Annotated in this window: 15 protein-coding genes; 8 read left to right on the top strand and 7 right to left on the bottom strand. The window is 64.6% G+C overall.

Annotated features, from left to right (window positions below):
* Positions 1–101: 101 nt before the first annotated feature.
* Positions 102–1,334, bottom strand: coding sequence for an acyl-CoA dehydrogenase family protein (locus AC19YY_RS13195; protein ID WP_169953132.1), 1,233 nt, complete (start codon positions 1,332–1,334; stop codon positions 102–104).
* Positions 1,335–1,622: 288 nt separating this feature from the next.
* Between AC19YY_RS13195 and AC19YY_RS13190 the strand changes: the two genes are divergently transcribed.
* From AC19YY_RS13190 to AC19YY_RS13155, 8 genes are all read left to right on the top strand, one after another.
* Complete coding sequence (locus AC19YY_RS13190; protein ID WP_169953135.1) at positions 1,623–2,666, top strand: ABC transporter substrate-binding protein; 1,044 nt, start codon at positions 1,623–1,625, stop codon at positions 2,664–2,666.
* A 15-nt stretch (positions 2,667–2,681) separates the two neighbouring features.
* Positions 2,682–3,413 (top strand): class II aldolase/adducin family protein, encoded by a 732-nt coding sequence (locus tag AC19YY_RS13185; RefSeq protein ID WP_432754223.1) that lies wholly within the window; start codon positions 2,682–2,684, stop codon positions 3,411–3,413.
* 160 nt (positions 3,414–3,573) lie between these two features.
* Complete coding sequence (locus AC19YY_RS13180; protein ID WP_500604312.1) at positions 3,574–4,761, top strand: LLM class flavin-dependent oxidoreductase; 1,188 nt, start codon at positions 3,574–3,576, stop codon at positions 4,759–4,761.
* A 2-nt stretch (positions 4,762–4,763) separates the two neighbouring features.
* Positions 4,764–6,320 (top strand): ABC transporter substrate-binding protein, encoded by a 1,557-nt coding sequence (locus tag AC19YY_RS13175; protein ID WP_500604311.1) that lies wholly within the window; start codon positions 4,764–4,766, stop codon positions 6,318–6,320.
* Positions 6,313–7,383 carry an ABC transporter permease gene (locus tag AC19YY_RS13170; RefSeq protein WP_500604310.1) on the top strand — a complete coding sequence of 357 codons (1,071 nt, stop codon included), beginning with the start codon at positions 6,313–6,315 and terminating at the stop codon, positions 7,381–7,383. The genes AC19YY_RS13175 and AC19YY_RS13170 overlap by 8 nt, the downstream gene beginning before the upstream one ends.
* Positions 7,380–8,216 (top strand): ABC transporter permease, encoded by an 837-nt coding sequence (locus AC19YY_RS13165; RefSeq protein WP_500604309.1) that lies wholly within the window; start codon positions 7,380–7,382, stop codon positions 8,214–8,216. Before AC19YY_RS13170 ends, AC19YY_RS13165 begins: the two co-directional genes overlap by 4 nt.
* On the top strand, positions 8,213–9,991 hold the full coding sequence (locus AC19YY_RS13160; protein WP_170041273.1) for a dipeptide ABC transporter ATP-binding protein: 1,779 nt from the start codon (positions 8,213–8,215) through the stop codon (positions 9,989–9,991). Before AC19YY_RS13165 ends, AC19YY_RS13160 begins: the two co-directional genes overlap by 4 nt.
* Before the next feature lie 183 nt (positions 9,992–10,174).
* The gene (locus AC19YY_RS13155) at positions 10,175–10,633 is read left to right on the top strand and encodes an REP-associated tyrosine transposase (protein ID WP_500604308.1); all 459 of its coding nucleotides are present in this window, start codon (positions 10,175–10,177) and stop codon (positions 10,631–10,633) included.
* Between the two features lie 32 nt (positions 10,634–10,665).
* On the opposite strand, the gene AC19YY_RS13150 is transcribed toward AC19YY_RS13155, so the two are convergent.
* From AC19YY_RS13150 to AC19YY_RS13125, 6 genes are all read right to left on the bottom strand, one after another.
* Positions 10,666–11,754, bottom strand: coding sequence for an LLM class flavin-dependent oxidoreductase (locus tag AC19YY_RS13150; protein ID WP_169953152.1), 1,089 nt, complete (start codon positions 11,752–11,754; stop codon positions 10,666–10,668).
* 12 nt (positions 11,755–11,766) lie between these two features.
* Positions 11,767–14,328: a TonB-dependent receptor plug domain-containing protein gene (locus tag AC19YY_RS13145; protein WP_170041275.1), complete on the bottom strand. Its 2,562-nt coding sequence runs from the start codon at positions 14,326–14,328 to the stop codon at positions 11,767–11,769.
* Positions 14,329–14,457: 129 nt separating this feature from the next.
* The gene (locus tag AC19YY_RS13140; protein ID WP_500604307.1) at positions 14,458–16,014 is read right to left on the bottom strand and encodes an ABC transporter substrate-binding protein; all 1,557 of its coding nucleotides are present in this window, start codon (positions 16,012–16,014) and stop codon (positions 14,458–14,460) included.
* A 4-nt stretch (positions 16,015–16,018) separates the two neighbouring features.
* Positions 16,019–17,221 carry an LLM class flavin-dependent oxidoreductase gene (locus AC19YY_RS13135; RefSeq protein ID WP_169953158.1) on the bottom strand — a complete coding sequence of 401 codons (1,203 nt, stop codon included), beginning with the start codon at positions 17,219–17,221 and terminating at the stop codon, positions 16,019–16,021.
* Positions 17,222–17,234: 13 nt separating this feature from the next.
* Positions 17,235–18,458, bottom strand: coding sequence for an alpha/beta hydrolase (locus tag AC19YY_RS13130; RefSeq protein ID WP_500604306.1), 1,224 nt, complete (start codon positions 18,456–18,458; stop codon positions 17,235–17,237).
* A 14-nt stretch (positions 18,459–18,472) separates the two neighbouring features.
* Entirely contained in the window at positions 18,473–19,531 is a 1,059-nt protein-coding gene (locus AC19YY_RS13125) for an ABC transporter substrate-binding protein (RefSeq protein ID WP_169953162.1), read from the bottom strand.
* Positions 19,532–19,914: the final 383 nt, after the last annotated feature.

Below are 19,914 nucleotides of genomic sequence, written 5' to 3'. Positions count from 1 at the left end.
AAAACCCTGTAGGAGCTGGCTTGCCAGCGATCGGGCCCGCAAGCCATGCGCCGGTTTCAAGGGCGCCATCGCCGGCAAGCCGGCTCCTGCCAGGGAGGGGGTTAGCGGGTGGTAGCGCCCTGGGTCTGCTTGGCATTGAGGATCGCGGTGTATTCGCCCGGGTCCACGCCGTTGAGGTAGTAGTTGCCCACGTGGTGCAAGCGCCAGCGGATCGGGTCATGGGTGGTGTGCACCCGGGCATTGCGCCAGAAGCGGTCCAGGTTCCATTTGCTCAGGGACGAGCTGGCGCCCAGCAGCGAGAAAATATCACTGGAGATCTTCAGCGAAGCAGCGTCCGAATGCGCCCGCGCAGTGGCCACCGACAGGATCAACTCGTCTTGCAGCTCTTTGTTTTCCGGGTCCAGTTCATGCTGGTCGAACACCCGCGCGGCGTCGCGCAACAGTGACTCGGCCGCGCGCAAGGCCACGGCGTACTCGCCGACCTGCTTGATGATGTGCGGTTCTTCATTGGCGTGGTCCACGCCGCTTTCCACCCATGGCCGGGCGTTGTGCTTGAGGTAATCGACGGCGGCGCCCAGCGCGCCGGCCGCAATCCCGGTGTCGATGGCGGCGTGGAGGATCTGCGGGAAGGTCAGCCCGGTGCGTTTCATCGGGCCCTTGCGTTGCGAGACGAAGGCTTCGTCCAGTTCGATAGCGTCAAAGCGCACGGTACCACTGACCGAGTTTTTCTGGCCGAAGGCCTCCCAGTCATCGAGCAGGGTCAGGCCCGGGGTATTGCGGTTGAGCAGCACGCTGGCGCCGCCATCGTCACTGGCTGCGGTCAGCGAGATCCACTCGGCGAGGTAGGAACCGGTGGAGTAGAACTTGCTGCCATTGAGCACCAGCTTGCCGTCGGCGCGGCGTTCGACGCGGGTCTTGAGGGCGAACTTGTTTTTCCCGCCCACTTCCGCCAGGGCGTTGCCGAAACGTTTGCCGGCCAGTACATCGGCAATCAGTCGATCGCGCACGGCGTCGCTGTAGCCGCTGAAAATCCCGCGCAGCATCACGTTATGGATTTGCAGCAACTGGCCGACGCCGCCATCGGCCACCGAGACCAGGCGTACGGTTTCGACGATGGTCTGCACCGAGGCACCCAGCCCGCCAAAGGCCTTGGGCACGCCGATGGCGGTCAGGCCGCTTTCGGACAACAGCTGGGCCTGGCGCCAAGGCAGTTGGCCGTTTTGCTGGGGGTCGGCGGCGATCCGGGCGATCTCCAGGGCGATCTCCCGGGCGACGGCGATGGCCTCAGCCTCGCTGTGCAGTTGGCGTGTGGGTGCCTGTTCGAACGTGGTCATTGCTACTCATCCTTATGCTAGATCCCGCTCCTACAGGGGAGTGCGGTGTTGAAGGGGCTTGAGCAAGTTCTGCGCCAACGCCTAAATGCGGGCTTGCGGCGGGCGGGGTGTTGCTGGAGCAGCAGCCGCGTCACGCCGGCTGCTGGGTCAGCAGCAGTGCTGTTGGCAGGCCAGCAGCCCTCTGCCTGACGTTTGCGCCAAGCCCTTGCGTAGCGGGGCTTTGGCCATTTGGCACGGCCTCTGCAATAGCTCCCGGCAACTGCCTTGCCCAATTCAATGGAGCTGCCTATGACCCTTTGCGCTGTCTTGCCCACGCCCACCCTGGAGCAGATCTGGTTCACCCGTTGCCCGGTGCCGACCGCTTCCGGGATCGCCTACAAGCTGGGTTGGTTGAGCGAGGAATTCGCCGCCGACGGCCTGCCGGTCGCCACATTGCAGGAGGCTCGTCAACTGGGCCGTCACCATTACGATCACGACCTGCCGGGGCTGTTTCGCGAAGGCGGCAACGTCCCGGCATTGGCCGCCCGCGCGGGTGGTGCACCAAGCCGGCTGATCGGCCTGACCTGGATTGAAGAGTGGCAAACCATCCTGGTCCGCCCGGACTCCGGCATCAGTCGTCCCGCAGACCTCAAAGGCAAGCGCCTGGCGCTGCCGGCCTGGGGCGACAACCGTCCCGGCAGCATCGCCCGGGCCATGAGCCTGCATGGCTACAAAGGCGCGCTGAGCCTGGCCGGCCTGGGCTTTGACGATGTACAGCTGGTGGAAGTGGCGTTGCAGGACCAACAACAGGCGCCTGACCCGCAGCAGGGTTTGCAGCGCCTGTGGTCCGGCCTGGATTACCTGGTGCGTGGCGAGGTGGATGCGGTGTACGTCAAGGGCGCATCGGCCGCCGATGCCGCGCGCCGCCTGGGGCTGGTGGTGGGCATTGACCTGGACCTGATCGCCGAGCCGCGCTACCGCATCAACAACGGCACGCCACGCCCGATCACGGTCCACCAGGACCTGCTGGACAACCATTTCGACCTGGTGGTGCGCTTCCTCGCGCAAACCCTTGGCGCCGCCGACTGGGCGGCGAATAACCGTGAGGCCCTGAACGCCATCCTCGAAGAAGAAACCCGCGCCGGCAGTGCCGGTGTGGCCGAGGCCTATCGCGGCGACTTCCACACCACATTGGCGCCGGATTTGTCGGCCCAGCGCCTGGAATTTCTCGGTGTCCAGAAAGATTTCCTCTACCTGCACGGCTTCCTGGAGCGCGATTTCGCCATCGCCGACTGGGTCGACCCGCGCCCCCTGCAAGCTGCCCATGAACTGTTGGCCAAGCGCCGCGCCTGAACCTGGAGAAACCCCATGACTGCGATTGTCCTCGCTCAACCCATCAGCCAGCCCCTGCAAGACTTCATCGACAAGGTGCTGCTGGAAGCCGAAGAGGCCTTCACCGTGTTCCGCGAAACCAACACCATCACCGCCAATGGCACGGTCGGCTTTGTCGAGCGCGTGCCCGGCGAAGAGCTGCTGGTGTCCGTCAACTACGGTGGGCCCTGGAACTACCGCAAGCCGCTACAGGCCACGGTCAGCGACTTTGCCGGCAACCTGATCTACGGCAATGGCAAGGGCGGGGCAGGGCGCTACACCAAGCTGTTCGAGCAGCACCCGGACGTGACCACCGTGTCCCACGTGCACTCGCCGTACCTCGGCGCCTGGGCCCAGACCCACCGCACCTTGCCGTTCCACTACGTGCCGGTGCAGCGTTACCAACTGGCCCGCGAGCTGCCGGTGTACATCGACCGACGCCAGCAGGAAGTGGACTTCATCCTCGACAAAATCGCCGAGAACCCTTTCAACCTGGCGATCCTCGAAGCCAACGGCGGCGCCACGGTGTGGGGCAAGCAGGGCCTGCGCGCCACCGCAGAATTCATTGTGTTGCTGGAGGAGGGTGCGCAACTGCAATTGCTCGCCGACGCCCTGGGCGGCTCCCGCGCCTACGGCCCTGGGGTGCTGACCCAGCAATGGAAAATGAGCGGCCTGTATGAGCAAGCCACGGCCCTGGGCCTGGTCCCGGCCATCGACCGCCGCCCCTGACCCTTGTGGGAGCTGGTTTACCGCTATCGCCGGCAAGCCGGCTCCTACAGTGGGCCGGCGTCGCATCACCTTTGTAGGAGCTGGCTTGCCAGCGATGAAGCCGGTATGCCGAACGCCGATTGCCTGGCGTTTTATAGAATGTTTTCAAGGACACTTTGCCATGGCTGTAAAAATCCTCTGGTACCTCACCACCCCCGATGGGCCATACCCTTGGGAGCCCGAAGGCCGCTGGAAAACCGACTTCGAACACCTCAAGCAGTTGGCCATCGCCAGTGACCGCCTGGGCTTCTACGGTTCGCTGCTCGGCTCCAGCCCCAACGAAAGCCTGGTGGTCGCCGCCTCGCTGATCGACGCGACCCAGCGCCTGCGTTTTCTGGTGGCGCAACACCCCGGCGAGCTGTCGCCGGCGGTCCTGGCCAAGTGGGCGTTGACCTTCGACCAGTTCTCCAACGGCCGCCTGCTGTTCAACGTGGTCAACGGCAACGACGCCGGCCTGGCCACCCTCGGCGTGCATTACCCCCACGACGAACGTTATGCCTTCAGCCTCGAATACTGGCGGGCGTTCCAGGGTTTCTACGCCGGCGATACCAGCGGTTTCGACGGCCAGTACGTCAAGCTCGCCCCCCGTGCCCCCGGCGCCGCCAATCATCCTTTGGGTGGCTGGCATCCGCCGCGCCAGAAACCCGGGATCCCTTTGTGGGGCGCCGGTACTTCCGGGCCCGGCGTGGCCCATTCGGTGCAGTTGCTCGACGTCTATCTGAGTTTTGCCAATACCCCGCCCAAGCTGGGCGACAAGTTTCGCAAGGTGGCCGTCGAAGCCGCAAAAATCGGCCGCGAACTGACCTTTGGCACGCGCCTGCAAATCATCGTGCGCGAGACCGAAGAAGAGGCGTGGGCCCACGCCGAGAAACTGCTGCAACGCACCTCGCTGCAAACCGCACGCAACGCCATCGAACGCCAGTTGCCGGCCGGCGTCAGCTTCGATGAGTTCCACAGCGACGATCCACAGACCCAGCGCAACCTCGAGACCATTCGTGCGGGCCGCCTGCCCACCGCCCGCGACCTGGAGATCTACCCCAATGTATGGCTCGGCCCAAGCCTGTTTGGCTTCAATATCCTCGGCCCTGCGGCGGGCACTTACCTGGTGGGCAGCGCCGAGCAGGTTGCCGAGCGTATCCGCGAGTACGAGGCCCAGGGTACCTCGGCCTTTATCCTTTCCGGTTTCCCGCTGATCGACGAAGCGCACCGCGTGGCGGACCTGTTGTTCCCGCTGCTGGAGCTGGACCACGGCTTTGACGTGCCGCGTCTGGGCGTCACCCACAAGCTCGTGCAGCTGGATGAGGCCTGAGTATGGGTGATGGATTTTCCCGCCGAGCCTTCCTCGGCAGCAGCCTGGCGCTGGGCGGCGGTTTGCTGCTCGGTGGCTGCGACGCAGGCCCGGCCAGCCAGGGCGCGGTGCTGCTGTCGAGCAAGCCGGTGAGTGGCGGACGCCTGCGTATCGGCATTATCGAGGGCGACCAGTCCGGCAACCTCGATGCCCACAAGCCGGTGGGCGGCGGGATCATCCGGGGCTGGGCGCTGTACAGCAAGTTCTGGGAATGGAACACCGACGTCAGCACCCGCCTGGCCCTGGCCGAATTCGCCGAGCCGAATGCCGATGCCAGCGCCTGGACCATCCGCATCAAGCCGGGCCTGGAGTTTCATCACGGCAAGACCATTGGCGCCGATGACATGCTGTTCTCGCTGCTGCGCCTGACCGATCCCAAGCTGGCGTCACCGTTTGCCGGGCTGGTGGGGGCGATTGACCGCAATGCCTTGCGCAAGCTCGATGAGCGCACCATCGAAATCCGCTTCAAGCAGGGGCAGAGCTTTTTCCCCCTGGATGAAACCCTGATCAGCTTTGGCGGCATTGTCCCCACCGACTACGACCCGGTGACCAACCCGGTCGGCGCCGGGCCCTACAAGCTCAAGCGTTTTGTTCCTGGCCAGCGCTCGCTCTACAGCCGCTTTGAAAACTACTACAAGCCCGGCCAGCCATACGCCGACGAGCTGGAAATCATTGAATTCAAGGATCAGGTGTCGCGCGTCGCAGCCCTGCGCGCCGGGCAAATTGACGTCGCCAGTGGGGTGCAGGCTGAACACAGCGCCTTGCTCAAGGCCGATGCGCGGTTGAGCCTGTGTGTCTCGCCAAGTACCTCGTTTACCGGTTTGAACCTCAACCTGGCCAAGCCACCGTTTGACGATGTGCGGGTGCGCCAGGCCTTCCGCTTGTTGGCCGATCGCCAGGAACTGGTGGACCGTGGCCTCAACGGCTTTGGGCGAATCGCCAACGACCTGTATTCGCCCCACGACCCGACCTACAACCACACGCTGGCCCAGCGCCCGTATGACCTGGAGCAAGCGCGTTCACTGCTGCGCCAGGCCGGGCAAAGCGATCTGCGCGTGGAACTGACCAGCACCCCGGGGCCCGGCGTCAATGCGGCACTGGTGTTCGCCCAGCAGGCAAAAAAGGCCGGGGTCGAGGTGCGCGTGACCCAGGTTGACGGCGCGGTATTCAACGGCCCGCAGCGGGAACAATGGCAAGTGTCGCCCGGCTCGACCCCGGCCCGGGGTTTCCTGGCGTCGGCGTTGCACAACGACGCGCCCCTGGCGATCTACAACCGCAGCAACTTTCATGACCCCCGTTTCGCCGACCTGTACCGTCAGGCCCTGGCCCAACCCGACCTGGCGCTGCGCAAAGGCCTGGTGCACGAGGCCCAGCAGATCCAGCACGAGCGCGGTGGCCTGCTGATCTGGGGCTTCAACGATGTGCTGGATGCCGCCTCGGTACGGGTTGGCGGGCTGGGCCCGGAACAGACTACCTTTGCCTCCTGGCGCTTTGATGAGTTGTGGTTGAACCATGTCTGAGTCGTCCTGCGTCACCCCACACCGCGCCCCACGTACACCGGCCTGGCTGTCCTGGTTTATCGGGCGCCTGGGCTACGGCCTGCTTACCGCCTGGGTCATCAGCCTGGTGGTGTTTATCGCCACTCAGGCACTGCCATCCGACCCGGCGCGGGTGATCCTCGGCCCGGATGCGCCGCTGGAAAGTATCCTTACCCTGCAACGCCAACTGGGCCTGGACCAGCCGATCCTCTGGCAATACGTGCGCTGGCTGGGCGCCGCCTTGAGCGGTGAACTGGGGGTGTCGCTGGACTCCAACGCGCCGGTGGCCAGCATCCTCTGGGGGCGGTTTGGCTACACCCTGGCGTTGCTTGCCGGGGTGATCGCGCTGGTGGTGCCGGCAGCCCTGGTGCTTGGCGTGTCCCTGGCTTTGCGCCGGGACAGCACCCTGGACCGCTGGAGCCTGTCGCTGTTGATTTTCCTCAAGGCCACGCCGGGGTTTCTCCTGGCCATCGGCCTGGTGCTGCTGTTTTCCATGCCCCATATGGGCTGGCTGCCGGCCGTGTCGATCCTCGATCCGGACCTGTCGCTATGGCGCCAACTTAAGTTCCTGATCCTGCCGGTGTTGGCCCTGAGCCTGTCGGCGCTGCCTTATCTGACGCGCATGGTGCGCGCGGCGCTGATTGACGCGCTGGAATCCGACTACGTGATCGCCGCGCGCCTGCGCGGTATTCCCAGGTGGCGCATTGTCTGGTGCCACACCTTGCCCAATGCCCTGGTGCCGGCGATCCAGGGTGTGGCCCTGACCCTGCGCACGCTGATCGGCGGCGCGGTGCTGGCCGAGGTGATCTTCAGCTACCCCGGCATCGGCACTGCCCTCAATGCGGCGATCCAGATGCGCGACCTGCCGATGATCCAGGCCATTGTGCTGGTGATCACCCTGGCGGTGGTGCTGATCAATCTGCTGGCCGACCTGTTGACGGTGCTGCTGACCCCCAAACTGCGCACGGCCCGCCGTGTGACCATGATCAAGCGCAACCGCCGGGGCATTACCCCGTGGTGGCGGCGCTCCCGAGGTGATGCATGACGACCCCTGGCACTTGGCGCTGGCTGGCTGAACCCCAGGCCCGCAAAGGTTTGGTGATTACCCTGCTGGTGGTGGCCGTGGCCCTGGTCGGCCCCCTGTTGCCACCGCACGGCCCGACGGACATGGTCGGCCCGGTGTACGGTGCGCCGGCCGTCGGGGCCTGGCTGGGCTACGACTTTCTTGGTCACGATGTGCTGTCGCGCTTGCTCAGTGGCGGCCTGTCGGTGTTGTGGATGTCAGTGGCCGCGGCGGTCATCGCCCTGGCCATCGGTACCACCCTGGGCTTGCTCGCGGGCCTGTCGCGGCGGCGCCTGGATCAGTTGATTACCTGGTCGGCAGACGTCTGCCTGGCGTTTCCCGACCTGATCCTGGTGCTGTTGATCGTGTCGATGCTCGGGCGTGCGCCGTGGCTGATTGTGCTCACGGTGTCGATCGCGTTCATCCCTGGGGTGATCCGCCTGGCGCGGGCCAGCGCGGTGGCCGTGGCGGGGCAGGAGTTTGTCGAGGCGGCGCAGATGATGGGCTATTCCCGACGGCGCATTCTGTTCCAGGAGATCCTGCCGAACATCCTCACGCCGTTGTTGGTGCACTTGGGCAACATGCTGACCTGGGGTGTAGGCATGCTCTCGGGCCTGAGCTTCCTCGGCTATGGCGTGGCCCCGCCGACGGCGGACTGGGGCCTGATGATCAACGAAAACCAGGCCGGGCTGCTGGTCCAGCCCTGGGCCGTGCTCGCGCCGGCGCTGCTGATCGGCGTATTTGCCTACGGCACCAATATCCTCGCCGAAGGCATCGGCCGCAGCAGTGCGCGGATGGGAGAAAAACAGCCATGAACGCCATTACCGAAATCGACACCCGGGTGTTGCAGGTCCAGGACTTGCGGGTGGAACTGCCGGGCCAGGTGGATGTGGTGTCCGGGGTGTCCTTCACCCTGCAGGCCGGTGAAATTCTGGGCCTGGTGGGGGAGTCCGGCTCGGGCAAGACCACCCTGGCCACGGCCTTGCTGGCCCATGCCCGGCGCGGCGCACGCATCGTTGGCGGGCAGGTGCAGGTGGCCGGCCAGGCCTTGTTGGAGCTGCACGGCGAAGCCTTGCGCCAGGCCCGTGGCAGCCTGATCGGCTACGTTGCCCAGGACCCTGCCACCGCGCTGAACCCGGCGTTGCGCATTGGCACGTTGTTGGCCGAAACCCTGGCCGCCCATCAACGCCCTCTCGATCGCGCCACACAACAGCAGCGCATTGCCCAGACCCTGGTCGACGTGGGCTTGCCCGGCGACCATGAGTTCCTGCGGCGCTTTCCCCATCAATTGTCCGGTGGTCAGCAACAGCGGGTGATGCTGGCGCTGGCCTTCGTCCTGCGCCCGCGCCTGATTGTGCTGGATGAGCCGACCACGGCCCTGGACGTCAGCACCCAGGCACACATCCTCGCCACGTTGCGCCGGCTGTGCAAAAGCCAGGGCGTGGCGGCGGTGTATGTGTCCCATGACTTGGCGGTGATCAAGGATCTGGTGGACCGGGTGATGGTCATGTATGCCGGGCGTATCGTCGAATCCGCCAGCCGCGCCGCACTGTTCAGCCTGCCGTCCCATCCGTATACCCGAGGCTTGTTGGCGGCGATCCCCGATGTGGCCGGGCGCCGCGAATTACAGGCCATCGCCGGCCACGCCCCAGCGCCTGGGCAACGCCCCCAGGGCTGTGGTTTCGGCCCGCGCTGCGCGCGTTTTGGCCCACGTTGCGCGCTGGCCGAGCCTGCGTTGCAGGCGTTTGCGCAGGGCCACACGGTGGCCTGTTTCGACCCCCATGACCAACCGCCGCAGGTCATTGCCCTGACACCGATTGCCGACAGTCATGGGCAAACCGCTGCGCCGTTGCTGGAGATATCCGGCCTGAACGTCGCCTATGACCGCCAGGTGTTGTTCGAGGTGTCGTTGCAACTGCGCCCGGGCGAATGCCTGGCGCTGGTGGGTGAGTCGGGCTCCGGCAAGACCAGCCTGGCCCGGGCCGTCGCCGGTCTTGGCGAGAACGCCGAGGGCGAGCTGCATTATGCCGGGCGCCCCTTGCCCCTCCAGGCGAGGCAACGGGACGCGGGGCTGCGCCACCAGATCCAATACATCTTCCAGAACCCGTACCGCGCCTTGAACCCCCGGCAAACCGTGTACCAGACCCTCAGCGCACCGCTGCAGCACTTTTTCGCGATCAACGGCCAAGCTGCCCGCGAACGAGTGCATGGCGTACTCAAGCGTGTCTCGCTGGCAGCCTCGGTGGCCGACCTGTATCCCCACAGCCTGTCGGGCGGCGAACGCCAGCGCGTGGCCATTGCCCGGGCCCTGCTGTGTGAGCCGACCCTGCTGATCTGCGATGAAATCACCTCGGCGCTGGATGTCTCGGTACAAGCCTCAATCCTCGACCTGCTGCGCCAACTACAGCGTGACGGCTTGACGTTGCTATTCGTGACCCACGACCTGGGCGTGGTACGGGCGATTGCCGACCGGGTGCTGGTGCTGAAAACGGGGCGGGTAGTGGAGCAGGGCGCGGTGGACCAGGTGCTGGACCAGCCCCAGGCGGCGTATACCCGCACGTTGCTTGAGCATTCGCCGACATTGGGCTGATGGGCACCGCTGCGCGGTGATCGCCGGCAAGCCGGCTCCTACAATGCAAATGCATACTCCTGTAGGAGCCGGCTTGCCGGCGATCGCGCCCTCACGGACACATCCTGCGTCAATGCCACACCTCACTCTTGCATTCCCCGCACTAGCCTTTCCCTTCTGTATTTCCAACAGGAGGACAAAGGATTGTCCACACTTCCTCACGCTAAAAATCTGCGCAATGGCGGCTATTCTCAATCTGGTCAGATCTACCTACTTACCGCCGTCACTCAACATCGCGCACCGGTCTTTGCCGACTGGTGTGTTGGCCGATTGGTTGTGCATGAATTTCGCCACGCACAGATCGAAGGCCTCGCCGACTCCCTGGCCTGGGTGGTGATGCCTGATCATTTTCATTGGCTGATCGAACTCAAGCAAAGCACTCTCCCTGCGCTGATGCTTGCCACCAAATCCCGCAGCGCTCGCGCGGTGAACGCGCGTATGGGCCGGTCAGGTCGGTTCTGGCAGAAGGGTTTCCATGATCGAGCGATTCGCCGTGAGGAGGACCTTGCGACAGTCGCCCGCTACATCGTCGCCAACCCGTTGAGGGCCGGGTTGGTAACGCGGGTGCATGATTATCCGTTGTGGGACGCGATATGGGTTTGAATCTACCGACGCAATCGCCGGCAAGCCGGCTCCTACAATGCATATGCGGCTTGCCGCCGCCGTACTTCTTCACGCACCGCCGGAATGATCCAGCGTCCGTAATCCACTGTGTCGTACAACGGGTCGTATCCCCGGTTGAGAAAGGTCGTCACTCCCAGGTCCACATAGTCGAGCAACGCCTGGGCCACGGTTTCCGGGGTGCCGACCAGGGCGGTGGTGTCGCCGTAGGCACCGACAGCGGTGGCGGTGGGCATCCATAGGGCGCGGTCGTGGCGGTCGCCCTGGGCGGCGGCGGCCAGCAGGCGTTCGGAGCCGGTGCCCTTGATCCGTTTCTGCCACGGGCTGCCTGCGGCAAACTGCGGGTTGGCCTTGATCTGCGCGAGGATCTGCTCGGCCCGTTGCCATGCCAGTTCCTCGGTCGCGCCCAGGATCAGGCGCACCGACAAACTCACCCGTGGCGCCTGCACCCCCGCCGCGCTGGCGGCGGCCTTGAGCTTGCCGATCTGTTCGGCGACGCCGCTCAACGGTTCGCCCCACAGCGCGTAGAGGTCCGCATGCTTGACCGCAATCTGATAGGCAATGTCCGACGAGCCGCCAAACGAGATTGGGATATGGGGCTGCTGCAAGGGCTTGACCGGCGAGAACGCGCCCTTGATGTTGAAGTACTCGCCCTCGAAGTCGAACGGCTCTTCGGCGGTCCAGGTGCGCCGCACAATCTCCAAGTACTCATCGGTGCGTTTGTAGCGCGCGGTCTTGTCCAGCAGGAAGTCACCTTCCTGGGGTTCGGCGGTGATCCCGGTAATCGCGTGCAGGCGGATTCGCCCGCCACCGGTGGTGTGATCCAGGGTGGCGAATGAGCGGGCGGCGACCGTCGGCGGGGTCAGGCCCGGCCGGTGGGCGATCATGAAACCCAGGCGCTCGGTGTGGGCCGCCGCATACGCGGCGATCTGCAAGCTGTCGGCGCTGCCGGGGCCGCTGGCGATCAGCACGCGGTCAAAGCCCGCATGCTCATGGGCGCGCGCATGGTGGCGGATAAAATCGAGGTCAAAGTCGGGGCTGCGAACGCCACGGGTCTCGGACCACTGGCGAGGGAAAATCATGCCGACAAATTCAATGGACATGGGGTGCTCCGGTCAGAACTGATAGTCGACCTGGGCCAGCAGAGTGCGGCCAGGCATGGGTTGCAAAAAGGTATTGGTGGAACCGGCCAGGCCGCTGACGAAGTTCAGCTCGTTGGTCAGGTTCAGCACGCGCAAGGTGGTGCTCCACTGCGGCTGGCGGTAGTACACGGCAAGGTCGAGGTTGTATTCGTTGGGGATCTTCACGGTCTTGCTCAGGTTCAAGTACCAACTGCTGGTCCACCAGCCGGACAGTTCGGCACCCAAGCCCGAGTCGAAGCGATAATCCACATAGCCACTGGCGGTGTATTCGGGGATCTGCACCGCATCAAAGCGCCCGGACGCGCGCTGGTTGAGGCTGTTGTTATCGCCAAACACGGTGCCGTTGTCGGGGATGAACCCGGCGGAGGCAAAGCCGGCCTGGGAGGTGAATTCGTTGTAGGCATTGAGCTTGGACAGGTTCAGGCCGCTGCGCAGATGCTCGTCGGGCTGGTAGCGCACGGTGGCCTCGACGCCTTTGATGATCAGCCTGGCAATGTTGTTATTGCTGTCGGGCGCCTGGTCCCGGGCCTGCTTGAAGGCGGCCAGGGTCATGAACAGCTCGTTGGGCACGGCCTCGACCTTGACCCCCACTTCGTGCAACACGCTCAGGCTCTGGAACGCCAGCGGGTTGAGCTGGTTGGCGCCAGTGCCGCTGCCCCAGCCCAGGCCGTTGGAAAAGAACCCGGTGTTGACGGCCAGCGAACGGTCGAAGGTGTAGTAGAGCGTGGTGTTGTCCGTGGGCTTGACGTAGGGGCTGAGCTGGAAGGCAAACAGGCGGTAGTTGTCGCTGTCCTGGCGCCGATTGCCACCGGCCAGCACGAACGGGTTCTCGATCTCGGCTTCGATCCAGCTGCGGCTGGCGCCGATATTCAAGCCCAGGTAATCGCCATATTTGAGGTTGTGCTGGCTGAACAGGGTTTTGGTGACCCAGGTGCTTTCGGCGGTGTAGGGCGCTACCGACTCGGCGTACAACCCATGCCCGGCCGGGAACATCGCCGGCAGGCTCAACCAGCCGTAGTAGTTGGAGTATTGCGCGACGCCCGGTTGGCCGATCCACGCCCCATTGCCGCCGGCCGGGTTGGCACCGGTCAGGCCCAGCAGGTCGCCGGGGTTCTTGCCGGACGGGTTTTGGGTCAGGTCATAGGCGTTGATGGTCGAGCCGAAGCTGTTGTTGGCGGCAATCGACTGGTTGGACTCACGGCGGTAAATCAGCCCGCTGTTGCTGTCATCGCGCAGGGTCCAGGGGCCGAGGCGGGTTTCATTGCGTGAGCGAAACTCAAAGCGGTTGTCGAAGATATTGTCCTTGGACTGCACCTGGAACGCGCCCACCGCGTCGGTGGTGTCCCGGGAGCGCTGGTAGAACGTGCTGTTGGCGACGGTGATGGTCGGCGACAGGTCGGCCTCGATGCGCAGTTGCGTGGTAAAGCGCCGGGAGCTGCTTTCGTCCTCCTTGCGTTGCCCGGTTTGCGACGATAACGAGCGTTCGCCATTGCCTGCCAGCGTGGGGTCATATACCCAGCCGCGCAGGCTGCCGGGGTTGGCCTGGGTGTTGGGCGAGGCATTCTGGAAGCTGCCATCGACCACGGCGTATTGGCCCTGGGCATTGCGCTGGCGCTGCACCCAGCCCAGGGTCGGGGCATCGGCGGCCCCCGAGGCCAGGACCGGCGACCACAGGGTGTTGCCGTTCTGGATAATCGGTGTGGCGCGGCCGGCGTAATACTTGCCGTGGTCCACCAGGTCCTGGGTTGCGCGGTTCCAGCCGTGGGTGATGTTGTAGTCGTAGTAATCGTCGTAGCTGGCGTTCCAGTCCACCCGCACATTGTCATTGCGCCAGGCCAGGGCACCGTAGAACGCGTCGAAATTGTTGTCGACGTTGTCGTAGAAATCCTCCTGGCGCTGCTTGGTGATACTCAGGCGATAGGCCAGGTTGTCGCTGAGCGGGCCGGTGTTATCGACACTGAACTTGCCGCTGCTGCGTGAGGTGCCATCGGGTATCCACGAGCCCACTTCGCCGCTGAGCCTGGTCTTGAACTGGTTGAAGTCGGGTTTCTTGCTCAGGTAGTTGACGTAGCCGCCACTGCCGGACACCGAGCCATAGGTCACCGACGAAGGCCCGGCGACGATATCGGCGCCTTCATAGGCGTTGAAATTGGCCGGATGGCGCACGCCATAAGCGCGTTGGCCATCCTGGAACACTTCCGAGCCCTGGGCGCGGAACTGCGGGGCAATCCCGGCGTTCTGCCCACCGCCGCGGGTGATGCCGGGGGCATATTTGACCAGGTCGTCGGCGCTGCGGATCGAGTCGTTGGCCAACTGCTCGGCATTGATCTGCACAACTGAGCGTGGCGTGTCGAGCACCTTGGTTTCGGTGCCGCCATAGACCGAGGTCGGTGGGCGGGTGGGCAGGGCGTCGTCCTCGGACGCGCTGGCACTGGCCTGCACGGTTACGGTTTGCAGTTGGGTATCGGCGGCAAAGGCCTGGATTGGCAGGCCTGCCGCCAGCAGCAGGGGTAAACGCAAGGCGATAGCGTGCATGGCAAAAATGCCTCATCAAAAAATAAAAGGATGGCCCCCTGTAGGAGCCGGCTTGCCGGCGATGAGGCCCTTGAGGTTTGCTGTGTTTTCAAGGACGCCATCGCCGGCAAGCCGGCTCCTACAGGGGCGTCAGGCGCTGTCTTTGAGCCAGAGTTTTTCAAAGCGCCAGGTGCTGAACAGCGACTCTTCGGCCTGTGCGCCGCCAACGCGGGTGGACACGCCGTCGAGCAGGTCGGCATAGCCCCAGATCAACATGCCACCGCGCTCGTACTGGATCTGCTGCACCTGATGCACCAGTGCCTTGCGTTTTTCCAGGTCGGGCTGGGCCATGGCGGCCAGGAACAGTTCGCTGAACTGCGGGTCGTGGAAGTGGGTTTTATTGGACACTGCAAACGGTGCATCGGTGTGAATCGCACTGGCGAGGAACGGCGCGCCGATGCTGCCGCCGGTGCTCAGCGCCCAGTCGTTTTTCTGCGGGCCCTGGAAGGTCGCCAGGTCCACCTGCTTGACCTTGAGGGTCACGCCAATGCGCTTGGCTTGTTCGGCCAGCACCAGGGCCGAACTCAAACCGGTGCCGGGCGTGGTGATCAGCTCCACTTCAAGGTTCTCCTGGCCCGCTGCCTTGAGCAGTTGTGCTGCCCGTTGCGGGTCGTAGGGGCGCGGGCCGAGGCTGTGGTTGAAGGTCGGGTCGCTGGGCGCATACAGGTCATTGGCCACCCGGCCCTGGCCGTTGAGGGCGCGGCGCACCAGTTCTTCGCGGTCGGCCATCAGGCGCAAGGCTTCGCGCACCCTGGGGTCGTTGAACGGCGGCTTGTCCAGGTTCATATCGAACGACAGCCAATTGCCGCTCACCGATTTGATCACCTGCAGGCGCGGGTCCTTGGCCAGGATCGGCAACTGCTCGGTGGGCAGCACGTTGGCCATGTCGATCTGCCCGGCGCGCAGGGCGGCCAGGCGTGACACCTGATCCTTGAAGTCGATGATTTCCAGCTCGTCGGCGTAGGGCTTGCCGTCCTTGTAGTAGTTCTCGAAACGGGTAAACAGCGAGCGCTGGCCGGGGGTGAAACTCTTGAGTTTGTAGGGCCCGGCACCCACCGGGTTGGTGACGGGGTGGTAATCCACCGGCACGATCCCGCCGAAGTTGACCCAGGTTTCCGCCAGCGGCAGGTAGCTGCGCCCGTCGCGAAAGCTCAGGCGCACGGTACGGTTGTCGAGCTTGACCAGGTTGTCGCGGTCCACCCAGTGCAACAGCGCGGCATAGGGCGAAGCCAGCTGCGGGTCGGTGAGGCGGCGGATCGAGAAGATCAGGTCATCGGCGTCGATGGTCTTGCCATTGTGAAACTCCAGGCCCGGGCGCAGGCGCAGGGTCCACGCGCTGGCGTCGGCATTCGGCTCTGCCAGCTCGGCCAGGGCCAGGCGCGGTTGCATCTGCTCGTCCCATTCCCACAGTTTGCTGTACAGCGCAAAGCCGCGCACGATGCCGCTGCCAATGGGCTTGTGGGCATCGAGGTTGCCGCTCTGGTTGCCGTCGAGGATCCCCAGGCGCAGGCGCCCACCGTAACGCGGCTGGTCATTGGCAAGGCCGGCTGCCGGTGTGTCGGCGGGACCGCAACCGGCCAGCAGCAGGCCGCCGCCGACGGTGGCGCTGTAGCCGAGAAAGTCCCGGCGGCTGAGCAGTAAGGTCATGGTGTCAGGCTCCGCCATTGGCCGAGTGCAGCGCGCGCACGGGTTCCGGGGCGCGGCTTAGTTCGGCGCGTTCATTGCGAAAGTGCGGCAGGATGTGCTCGCCCAGGCGATAGGCTTCTTCCAGGTGCGGGTAGCCGGCAAGGAAGAACAGGTCGATGCCAATGGCGTTGTACTCACGGATCCGCGCCACCACGTTCTCGTAGCTGCCCACCAGCGCACAGCCAGGCGGGATGCCGATGTAGCCGAAGCCAGTCCACACATTGGGATGGATAAAAAAGTCCTCGAAGCCCTGGGTTTCGTTTTTCTCGGCAAAGCCTTGCTCGTAGCTCAACTTGCGCGCGGTGCGCAGGCCCGCGTGGGCGGCCACGGCCTTGACCGCGCCACGGGCGATGCCCTCGTCGAAGAAACGCTTGGCTTCGGTGCGCGCCAGTTCCTCGGTTTCGCGGGTGATGACGTCAATCGATAGGCCAAAGCGGATATCCGTGCGCCCCCACCTCAAGGCGCGCTCGCGCAAGTCTGCGATCAATGCCGCGATTTCGTCGGGATGCTCGGCGCGCATCAGGTAGAAATCGGCATGCTTGGCGGCAAACTCGCGGGCGGCGATGGACGAGCCGGCGGTGCAGATCAGCGGCAGCTCGGCCTTCTTCAACGGCCCGCGCAGCCCGCCACCATCGGCCTTGTAGAACTTGCCGTCGTAGTGGAAGGTCTCGTTGTGCCAATAGCCCTTGACCACATCCATGAACTCGGTGGCGCGCTCATAGCGTTCGTCGTGGTCGCTGAAATCGCCGACCTGGCGCTGGATGGCGTCCGAACCGCCGTTGATGATGTTCCACACCAGGCGGTTGCCGGTGGCGCGCTGGTAGGTGGCAGCCTGTTGCACCGCGACCCACGGGGTGTAGTGGTAGGGCTGGAACGCCGTGACAAACTGCAGGGTGCGGGTTTCCCGGGCCAGCAGCGAGCACACCGTCCACGGTTCTTCGCCGGTGGGCGCGTTGACCATCAGCGCGCCGCCAAAGCCATTGATTTCGGCGGCCTTGGCGATTTGCCCGAGGTAGTCGATATAAGTGAAGTGATCGCCGACGCTGAAGCCGGACACCGCGCCGGTACTGGCGCCGCCCCGATGCCAGTCGCCACGGTTGCGCGGGTCGCCGGGCAAAAACTGGGTCTCGCCGTGCAGTGGCAGGCGGGTGAAGAATTCGATGCTCATGAAAACCTCCGGCTTATTGCACGCTGGGATTGCAGATCGGCGTGATCGGTTGGTCGTTGATGACCTTGTGGGCGAAAGGCACGGAGTCCTTCAGCGAGGCATTGACCGTCGGGCTATGGCCCAGACCCTTGTACAGGTGGCCCTCGACGATGGAGCCGGCTTTGCACGCGTCCTGCATCAGTGCCACTTGGGTGGACGCCGCCGGGGTCTTGTCCTCGGCGCCGGTGCCGATAAATACCGGCTGTGCGGTTTTCAGGGTGGGGTACGACACTTGCGCCAGCCACGGAGCGAGCTGCTTGCCCTGGTAGTCCTTCTTCGCGTTGGCCGGGGTCAGGCCGATGCCTTCGACGTCGCTGACCAGAGCCGCGAGGCAACTGGTGCGCGCCTGCTCGAACAGCGGCAGGGCCTTGTCGGTATAGAAGTCCCGGGGGTCGATGCTCGGGTCATATTGCTGGGCCGCGAGCAAGGTATAGAAGCCGTAGGCCAGGGACGCGTCGACCTTGTTGGGGTCCTGTTCACCCACGTTTTTCGCGCCGACGGTGTAGATCACCCCGGTGCCGATGCTGCCCTTGACCCCAAGGTCGGGCGCATAGGTGGCGGCATATGCGGCCGAGGCAAACGCGCCGGCGCCGCCCTGGGACTGGCCGACAATCAGCACCTTGTTCGCCAGCCCAGGCACGCCCGCCACCACGGCCTTGGCCGCATCGAGAATGCCGTAGGCGGCCATGCGATTGTTCAGCAACGGATGCCCGCCGGTGACGCCCAGGCCCTGATAATCGGTGGCGACCACGGCAAACCCTTCATCCAGCCAGCGGCTGAGGTACTGCACGTCACGGTACGAACGGCCCTGCCACGACGGCGCGCACACATCAGCGACCCCGACCGTGCCATGCCCCCAACTGGCCACCGGCCAGCCGCCGGCCGGAGCCTTGCCCTTGGGCAGGAACAGGGTGCCGGAGACCACCACCGGGGTTTTGTTATCGATGCCATCGGTGGAGGTATAGAGAATGCGCTGGGCACTGGCGGCATTGGGCAGGCTCAGGGTTTTTTCCAAGGGTTCGCTGCGCAGCAGTTTGCCGGGGGTGGCCGGGATGACTTTTTCCCAGGTGTAGAACGCCGAGACACGGCCATCGCCTTGCAGTGGGTCGGGCTTGGGCGGGTGCACGTCGGCGGCCAGGGCGCTCATGGACAGTGCCAGGATGCTGAGGCCGAAGGCGAAGGAGCGGGGCAGATTCATCGGTAATTTCCCTATCAAGGTTGGGTGCTGACCTGGCCACGCAGGGCAGGCCAGTAGTCGGTGAGTTGCAGGTCGATCAGGGCCTGGCGGGTAAAGCCGGTGGCCAGGGACGGGCTGATGTCGTAGTGGTCGCGGATCAGGTGGTTGGCCAGGGCGTAGGCCGTCAGCGCCTGGTAGTGGGCCTTGAGCTGCGCGTCGCTTTTCGGCGCCCAGCGTTCTTGCCAGGCCACCGGGTCGTCCTGGTCATCACGGCGCAGCACGCTTTCAGCGGTGCCGGCGCGCGAAGACAATTGGTAATAGGCGTCCTGGTTCTGCGTCTGGGAAATCCACCAGGCAGCCTTGACCCAGGCCGTGGCGAGCAATTGGGTGATATCCGGGTGCTGCTGCACAAAGGCGTCGGTGCCCCACAGGTCGGAGATCAGCCGCCAGTCGTTGCTGCCTTGCTTGGTCGACCAGATGATCTTGCCCACGCCCTTGTCTTCCAGGGCATAGGCCTCGCTCAACAGCACCGCTGCATCGACCTTGCCGGCCGACACCGCCGCCGCGCCGACTTGCGGGTTGAGGTTGGCGATCTTGAAGTCGTCGAGCTTGAGGCCCTTGCTCGCCAGGAAGTTACTGAAGGCAAACTCCCAGGGGCGGCCACGGTGCAGGGCCAGGCGCTTGCCCTTGAGGTCTTCGATGCTGTTGGCGCTGGAGCCGGCGGGCACCACCAGGTAGATGTTATTGCCGCTGCCGCCGGGCACGATCAACTTGCCCGGCACGCCACCGGCTCCGGCGATCACCGAGGGCAGGTCACCGCGCACGGCGAAGTCCAGGGTGTTGTTGCTGAAGCCTTCGTTGATCTGCGGGCCGGCGCCGGCGTGGGGCAGGGCGATCCATTGCAGCTTGACCCCGCGCTCGCGCAGTTGCGTTTCCAGCCAGCCATCCTCGATCACCCGCCCGGCGATCCCACCGAATACCGGCTTGCCGCCCTGGGTGTAGGCGACGATGGCGATTTTTACCGAGGCTGGCGGCTGCGCCAGCGCGAGCGTGCTGACCAGCACAGCGAACAATGCGGCGATCCATTTATTCATCGAGATTCCCCTGCCAATTTGAAGACCTGCCCTGGTAGAAGCCCGGCTTGCTGGCGATGAGGCCGTTGAGCCTTGCAGCGTTTAACCGCACGCCATCGCCGGCAAGCCGGCTCCTCCAGGGGAGGGTGTTGGGAGGGAGAGAGCAGATTGCATGCCAGCGTCGCTCGAATGCCCTCAGAGCCCCAACAACCGTGGCCTGTAGCGTTTACCGCGGGGCGCTGGCGCACGCCCGGTTGTTGATGGATAGACAGGCAACTGCTGGCCGGTTGCTGCTCCAGCAGCAGCCGTGGCGTGCAGTGTTGGTATATGCGATATGGGAATATATAAATACGAATTAATAATTAAATGGTCTAGAAAACTTCATGCACTATTGAGCACGCGCT

The sequence above is a fragment of the Pseudomonas sp. MF09156 genome, from assembly GCF_059862305.1.
Note: the sequence above shows the minus strand (reverse complement) of the source record. Positions and strands in the feature narration are given on the sequence as shown.

What these genes read in the sequence shown, in the direction of transcription:
- AC19YY_RS13195 (WP_169953132.1), bottom strand. Translation starts at nt 1,334, where the DNA reads ATGACCACGTTCGAACAGGCACCCACACGCCAACTGCACAGCGAGGCT.
- AC19YY_RS13190 (WP_169953135.1), top strand. Translation starts at nt 1,623, where the DNA reads ATGACCCTTTGCGCTGTCTTGCCCACGCCCACCCTGGAGCAGATCTGG.
- AC19YY_RS13185 (WP_432754223.1), top strand. Translation starts at nt 2,682, where the DNA reads ATGACTGCGATTGTCCTCGCTCAACCCATCAGCCAGCCCCTGCAAGAC.
- AC19YY_RS13180 (WP_500604312.1), top strand. Translation starts at nt 3,574, where the DNA reads ATGGCTGTAAAAATCCTCTGGTACCTCACCACCCCCGATGGGCCATAC.
- AC19YY_RS13175 (WP_500604311.1), top strand. Translation starts at nt 4,764, where the DNA reads ATGGGTGATGGATTTTCCCGCCGAGCCTTCCTCGGCAGCAGCCTGGCG.
- AC19YY_RS13170 (WP_500604310.1), top strand. Translation starts at nt 6,313, where the DNA reads ATGTCTGAGTCGTCCTGCGTCACCCCACACCGCGCCCCACGTACACCG.
- AC19YY_RS13165 (WP_500604309.1), top strand. Translation starts at nt 7,380, where the DNA reads ATGACGACCCCTGGCACTTGGCGCTGGCTGGCTGAACCCCAGGCCCGC.
- AC19YY_RS13160 (WP_170041273.1), top strand. Translation starts at nt 8,213, where the DNA reads ATGAACGCCATTACCGAAATCGACACCCGGGTGTTGCAGGTCCAGGAC.
- AC19YY_RS13150 (WP_169953152.1), bottom strand. Translation starts at nt 11,754, where the DNA reads ATGTCCATTGAATTTGTCGGCATGATTTTCCCTCGCCAGTGGTCCGAG.
- AC19YY_RS13145 (WP_170041275.1), bottom strand. Translation starts at nt 14,328, where the DNA reads ATGCACGCTATCGCCTTGCGTTTACCCCTGCTGCTGGCGGCAGGCCTG.
- AC19YY_RS13140 (WP_500604307.1), bottom strand. Translation starts at nt 16,014, where the DNA reads ATGACCTTACTGCTCAGCCGCCGGGACTTTCTCGGCTACAGCGCCACC.
- AC19YY_RS13135 (WP_169953158.1), bottom strand. Translation starts at nt 17,221, where the DNA reads ATGAGCATCGAATTCTTCACCCGCCTGCCACTGCACGGCGAGACCCAG.
- AC19YY_RS13130 (WP_500604306.1), bottom strand. Translation starts at nt 18,458, where the DNA reads ATGAATCTGCCCCGCTCCTTCGCCTTCGGCCTCAGCATCCTGGCACTG.
- AC19YY_RS13125 (WP_169953162.1), bottom strand. Translation starts at nt 19,531, where the DNA reads ATGAATAAATGGATCGCCGCATTGTTCGCTGTGCTGGTCAGCACGCTC.